Raw genomic sequence first — 5,513 nt, 5'->3', positions numbered from 1 at the left:
AGTCCCCGATGGCGCCGCCCTCGAAGCCCCCGACGCAGAGCCACGACCCGGGCTCCGGCACCAAGCCGGGCTCGGCCTCCGGCACCAAGTCCGACGCCGCCCCGGTCTCCGACGTGAAGCCGCAGGGCGGCGCCATCGGGGACTCGCAGGTCGCCTTGGCCAGCGTGACCGTGCCCTCGACGTCCGCCACGTTCAGCTTCAACGGGTTGACGGAGACCTTGAGTTGGAGTGCGGTCGCGGCCGCCGTACGGGAGGTGGTGCTGCGCTGCGCGAGGTCGAGGCGGACCTCGCCGACGCCGGGCACCTTGACCTCGACCGGCCCCCCGGCGGTGACCGAGACCTTGCGGCCGAGGACGGTGACGGTGCCGACGATCTTCGCGTCGGCGACCGGGGCCCTGCCCGCCTCACAGGTGGCCTGCGCGGTGACGGTGTCCACCTCGATCAGGGACAGCAGGGGCAGGCCGGGGACGTGCAGCTTGGCGTGCACCAGACGGACGGAGCCCTCGGCGCGCCGGTCGGTGACGGTGGCCCGGGACTGGGCCACGTCCGCGCTGAGAACGGTGAACGGGTTGCCGCCGGACACCCCGTCGAGGCGGGCGGACAGGGCGGTTCGGTCGGCGCTCTGCGGTGCCTTCACCTCGTTGAGGGAGACGGCGAGCGGAACGTCGACGGACTTGTTGAGCAGAGAGACGTCAAGCCCGGTGTGCAGGACGGACGCGGTAGCGCGGCCGGGATTCTCGGACGCGTGCGCCGCGCCCACGCCCAGGACTGCGGGCGCGGTGGCCAGCGCGGTGACGGTCGCCGCGGCGGCCAGACGGCGCACGGGCATACGGAAGTTGGTGCTGTTCAAGGCGGTGGGACCCCCCACTTGAAATGCTTGGGACCCGTCAACCTTGTCGTCAGTGTGGGTGAACGGTCAGCAAACCTCGGTCACTTCACTCAAACGTGGAAATTCCGCACGCCTCTTCGAATCACCATGCACACGCGTTCCCTCGCCCGCCCGTCGGCGCTACTCCACCACCGCCCCGTTCAGCACCACCCGGCGCGGTGCGGCCAGCACGCCCACCTCGGCCCGGGGGTCCTCGTCGTACACCACGAGGTCCGCCGGGGCGCCCTCCTCCAGGCCGGGCCGGCCCAGCCACGCGCGCGCGGACCAGCTGGTCGCCGCGAGCGCCTCGATCGGCGGGATGCCCGCGGTGACCAGCTCGGCGACCTCCGCCGCGACCAGTCCGTGCGGCAGCGAGCCGCCCGCGTCGGTGCCGACGAACACCGGGATCCCGGCGTCGTACGCGGAGCGCACCGTGTCGTAGCGGCGCTCGTGCAGCCGCCGCATATGGGCCGACCAGTTCGGGAACTTGCTCTCGCCGCCGGCCGCGAGCTGCGGGAAGGTGGCGATGTTGACGAGGGTGGGCACGATGGCGACGCCCCGCTCGGCGAACAGCGGGATCAGGTCCTCGGTGAGGCCGGTGGCGTGCTCGACGCAGTCGATGCCCGACTCGACCAGATCGCGCAGGGAGTTCTCGGCGAAGCAGTGCGCGGTGACCCGGGCGCCCAGCCGGTGGGCCTCGGCGATCGCGGCCTCGACCGCCTCCCGGGGCCAGCAGGGGGAGAGGTCGCCGGCCTCGCGGTCGATCCAGTCGCCGACCAGCTTGACCCAGCCGTCGCCGCGCCGGGCCTCCTGGGCGACATAGGCGACGAGGTCGTCCGGCTCGATCTCCCAGGCGTAGTTGCGGATGTAGCGGCGGGTGCGTGCGATGTGCCGCCCGGCCCGGATGATCTTCGGCAGATCGGCCCGGTCGTCGATCCAGCGGGTGTCGGAGGGCGAGCCCGCGTCCCGCATCAGCAGGGTGCCCGCCTCCCGGTCGGTCAGCGCCTGCTTCTCGGCGGTCTCCGCGTCGACCGGGCCGTGCGCGTCGAGGCCCACATGGCAGTGCGCGTCGACGAGCCCGGGCAGCGCCCACCCCCGCACGGTCCGGACGTCCCGGGCCCCGGTGGGGCGGTCGTACGACACCCGGCCGCCGACCACCCACAGTTCGTCGCGTACGTCCTGCGGCCCGACGAGGACCCTGCCCTTCACATGCAGCACCGGCTGATCGCTCATACCGGCACCTTAGAGGGCTAGGGCCGCCCGGTTCCCCCCGCCTCCGGAAGGCCCTCTTCCACCTCGGCCATCGCCGGGTCGAGGAGGCGGGAGAGGAAGTGGCGGGTGCGCTCGTGCCGGGGGGCGCCGATGACCTGATCGGGGCGGCCCTGCTCCACGATCACCCCGCCGTCCATGAAGACGACCCGGTCGGCGACCTCGCGCGCGAAGCTCATCTCGTGGGTGACGACCATCATCGTCATGCCCTCGCGCGCGAGGGACCGCATCACCGCGAGGACGTCGCCGACCAGCTCGGGGTCGAGCGCCGAGGTCGGCTCGTCGAAGAGCATCACCTCGGGGCCCATGGCGAGCGCGCGGGCGATGGCCACCCGCTGCTGCTGGCCGCCGGAGAGGGCGGAGGGGTAGGCGCCGGCCTTCTCCGCGAGGCCCACCCGGGCCAGGTTCTCGGCGGCGACGCGCTCGGCCGCCGCCTTGTCCCGCCGCAGCACCCGGCGCTGCGGCAGCGTGAGGTTCTCGGTGACGCTGAGGTGCGGGAAGAGGTTGAACTGCTGGAAGACCATGCCGATCCGGCGGCGGACGGCGTCGATGTCGACGTCCGGGTCGGTGACCTCGGTGCCGCCGACGAAGACCTGCCCCTCGGTGGGCTCCTCCAGCAGGTTCACACAGCGCAGCAGCGTGGACTTGCCGGAGCCGGACGGCCCGATGACACAGACGACCTCGCCCTGGGCGATCTCCAGATCGATGCCGCGCAGGACATGGTTGTCGCCGAAGGACTTGTGCAGACCCTGGACGCGGATCTCGGGGGTGGTCACCTGATCTCCCTGAGGGCCTTGGTTTCCATACGGCGTACGACGAGGCTGAGCGGGATGGTGATCAGCAGATAGCACAGGCCCGCGACCAGGATCGGCGTGGAGTTGGCGGTCTGGCTGGCCAGGTCGTTGCCGAACTTGGACAGTTCGCGCTGTTCCAGGGTGACCCCGAGGAACAGCACCAGCGAGGAGTCCTTGAAGAGCAGGACGAGTTCATTGGTCAGCGGCGGCAGGATGATGCGGAAGGCCTGCGGCAGGATGATCGAGACCATGGCCCGCGCGGGCGAGAACCCGAGCGAACGGGCCGCCTCCATCTGCCCCTTGGGCACGGCCTGGATGCCGGCGCGGATGGTCTCGGCCATATAGGCGGCGGAGACCAGGCCGAGCGCGACGGCGACCTTGCCGTAGGTGCCGCCGGGGTACTGGACGGTCGGGAAGGCCAGCGGCACCCCGACACCGACGAAGATGAAGATCAGCAGCGCGGGCAGGCCGCGGAAGATCTCGATGTAGATGCCGGCGAGCCAGCGGTAGGGGCCCACGGAGGACAGCCGCATCAGGGCGATGACCATGCCGAGGGCCAGGCCGACGACGAACCCGGACAGCGTGTACAGCACGGTGTTCTTCAGGGCGACCGTGATGAGGTCGGGGAACAGTTGCTTGGCGATGCCGGGCTGCGCGAACTGGTTCTGGAGCCGGCCCCAGTCCGCGGTGAGCGCGAAGGCGATCACCGCGGCGGCGAGGACGGCGTACTGGGCGCCGCGCGAGAGCTTGCGCTTCTGCGTGCGCGTCAGCCCCGTGCGCTTCGGCTGGATGCCGGTGTCCGTGTCGGCCATGGGGTCAGGAACCGGCCGGGGAGGCGACGGAGGAGTCGTACGGGCCGATCCACTTCTCGTAGATCTTCTTGTACGTGCCGTCGGCCTTGGCGTCCTTGAGGGCCTTGTCGATGGCCTTCAGCAGGGGCTTGTTGCCCTTCTTGACCGTGAAGCCGTACTGCTCGCCGGTCTTCAGGTTGTCGACCACCTTGAACTTGTCCGCGTTGGCCTTGTCCTTCAGCCAGCCCTGGACCACCGGGTAGTCGATGACGACGGCCTGGACCTGGCCGGTGCGCAGACCGTTGAGTACGGCGTCGGAGGAGGCGAAGGAGACCGGGTCGAGGCCCTTCTTCTTGGCGAAGTCCTCACCGGTGGTCTGCGCCTGGGCGCCGAGCTTCTTGCCCTTGGCGCCGTCGAGCGAGGTGATCCCGCTGTTCTTGGCGACCAGCACGGCCTGGGTGGCCTCGAAGTACGGGTCGGAGAAGTCGACGTTCTTCGCGCGCTCGGGGGTGATCGTCATACCGGCGGCGGCCAGGTCGCACTGGCCGGAGTTCAGGAAGGCGCCGGTCTTGAAGTTCTCGAACGGCGTGTCCACGATCTGCTGCTTGACGCCGAGGTCCTTGGCGACCAGGTCGATCAGGGAGACGTCGAAGCCCTGCACCTTGCCGTCGACCACCGACTGGAACGGCGGATAGGGCAGGTGGGTGCAGGTGGTGAGCTGCCCGGCCTTGGCGAGGTGGACCCCGCCGGCCACGGTCTGGCCGCTCCCCGAGCCGCCGGAGGAGCAGCCCGCCACGACGAGCACGAGGCCCGCGGTCGCGGTGGTGGCGGCCAGCAGGCGGGTCCGGCGTCCGAAGGGCGTTTTCATGGGGGGAGTCTCCTGAGGGGGGAACGATAGGTTCCGATTATAAGGAAATGTTTGGGTATCTCAAACCAAACCCATGGCCTTGGGGGGCCTGGACCTAAGATCGGGGGGAGCAGGCCGCCGTGACCCCTGCGAACCGCCCGACGAAGAGAGAGCACCGCCGTGACGCACCCCCTCCTCGACCTGCCCCCGCTGACCGCGCGGCGCTTCGCCGCGATCGAGGACCGGGTGGCCCGGCTGCTGGACACCCGGCAGGACGTCCTGATCACCCAGGGCGAGGCACTGCTGCCGCTGGAGGGCGCGATCCGCGGCGCCGCCGGTCCGGGCACGGTGGCCCTGAACGTGATCACCGGCCCTTACGGGCAGACCTTCGGCGACTGGCTGCGGGACGCCGGCGCGACCGTGTATGACATCGCGGTCCCCTTCCACACGGCGGTGCGGGCCGAGCAGATCCGTGCCGCGTTCGCCGAGCACCCGGAGATCGACTTCGTCTCGCTGGTGCACGCGGAGGCGGCGACCGGCAACACCAACCCGGTCGCGGAGATCGGTGCGGCGGTGCGGGAGCAGGGCGCGCTGTTCTATCTGGACGCGGTCGCCTCGGTGGGCGCCGAGCCGGTGCTGCCGGACGCGTGGGGCGTGGACCTGTGCGTGATCGGCGCGCAGAAGGCGATGGGCGGCCCGGCGGGGGTCTCGGCGATCTCGGTGAGCGAGCGGGCCTGGGCCCGGATGGCGGCGAACCCGAACGCGCCGCGCCGCTCCTACCTCTCCCTGCTGGACTGGAAGGAGCGCTGGCTGGACGCCGGCCGGGTGGCGCTGCCGCACGCCCCGGCGCAGCTGGAGATGCTGGCGCTGGACGCCTGCCTGGAGCGGATCGAGGCGGCAGGGCCGGACACGGTGATGGCCCGCCACCGCCGCGCGGCCGAGGC

General features: G+C 71.2%; 6 protein-coding genes. 1 reads left to right on the top strand and 5 read right to left on the bottom strand.

Annotated features, from left to right (window positions below):
- The 5 genes from CCN72_RS12295 to CCN72_RS12275 all read right to left on the bottom strand — a co-directional run.
- Nucleotides 1–850: SCO1860 family LAETG-anchored protein (locus tag CCN72_RS12295; RefSeq protein WP_244174205.1), on the bottom strand; the 850-nt coding region annotated here is incomplete at its 3' end.
- 159 nt (nt 851–1,009) lie between these two features.
- Nucleotides 1,010–2,101: an amidohydrolase family protein gene (locus tag CCN72_RS12290; RefSeq protein ID WP_086807561.1), complete on the bottom strand. Its 1,092-nt coding sequence runs from the start codon at nt 2,099–2,101 to the stop codon at nt 1,010–1,012.
- A gap of 17 nt (nt 2,102–2,118) precedes the next feature.
- Complete coding sequence (locus CCN72_RS12285; RefSeq protein WP_086807560.1) at nt 2,119–2,913, bottom strand: amino acid ABC transporter ATP-binding protein; 795 nt, start codon at nt 2,911–2,913, stop codon at nt 2,119–2,121.
- Nucleotides 2,910–3,743, bottom strand: coding sequence for an amino acid ABC transporter permease (locus CCN72_RS12280; protein ID WP_085564134.1), 834 nt, complete (start codon nt 3,741–3,743; stop codon nt 2,910–2,912). Before CCN72_RS12280 ends, CCN72_RS12285 begins: the two co-directional genes overlap by 4 nt.
- 4 nt (nt 3,744–3,747) lie before the next feature.
- A complete protein-coding gene (locus CCN72_RS12275; RefSeq protein WP_086807559.1) occupies nt 3,748–4,590 on the bottom strand; it encodes a basic amino acid ABC transporter substrate-binding protein in 843 nt (280 codons plus the stop codon).
- A 159-nt stretch (nt 4,591–4,749) separates the two neighbouring features.
- Between CCN72_RS12275 and CCN72_RS12270 the strand changes: the two genes are divergently transcribed.
- On the top strand, nt 4,750–5,513 hold a 764-nt coding region (locus tag CCN72_RS12270), incomplete at its 3' end, for a pyridoxal-phosphate-dependent aminotransferase family protein (RefSeq protein ID WP_107430093.1).

The sequence above is a fragment of the Streptomyces murinus genome (assembly GCF_002154555.1).
In the GTDB taxonomy this organism is placed as follows: Bacteria; Actinomycetota; Actinomycetes; order Streptomycetales; family Streptomycetaceae; genus Streptomyces; species Streptomyces murinus.
Note: the sequence above shows the minus strand (reverse complement) of the source record. Positions and strands in the feature narration are given on the sequence as shown.

Bases quoted from the DNA above. Each gene is read 5' to 3' on its own strand.
- CCN72_RS12290 (WP_086807561.1), bottom strand. From the start codon at position 2,101: ATGAGCGATCAGCCGGTGCTGCATGTGAAGGGCAGGGTCCTCGTCGGG.
- CCN72_RS12280 (WP_085564134.1), bottom strand. From the start codon at position 3,743: ATGGCCGACACGGACACCGGCATCCAGCCGAAGCGCACGGGGCTGACG.
- CCN72_RS12275 (WP_086807559.1), bottom strand. From the start codon at position 4,590: ATGAAAACGCCCTTCGGACGCCGGACCCGCCTGCTGGCCGCCACCACC.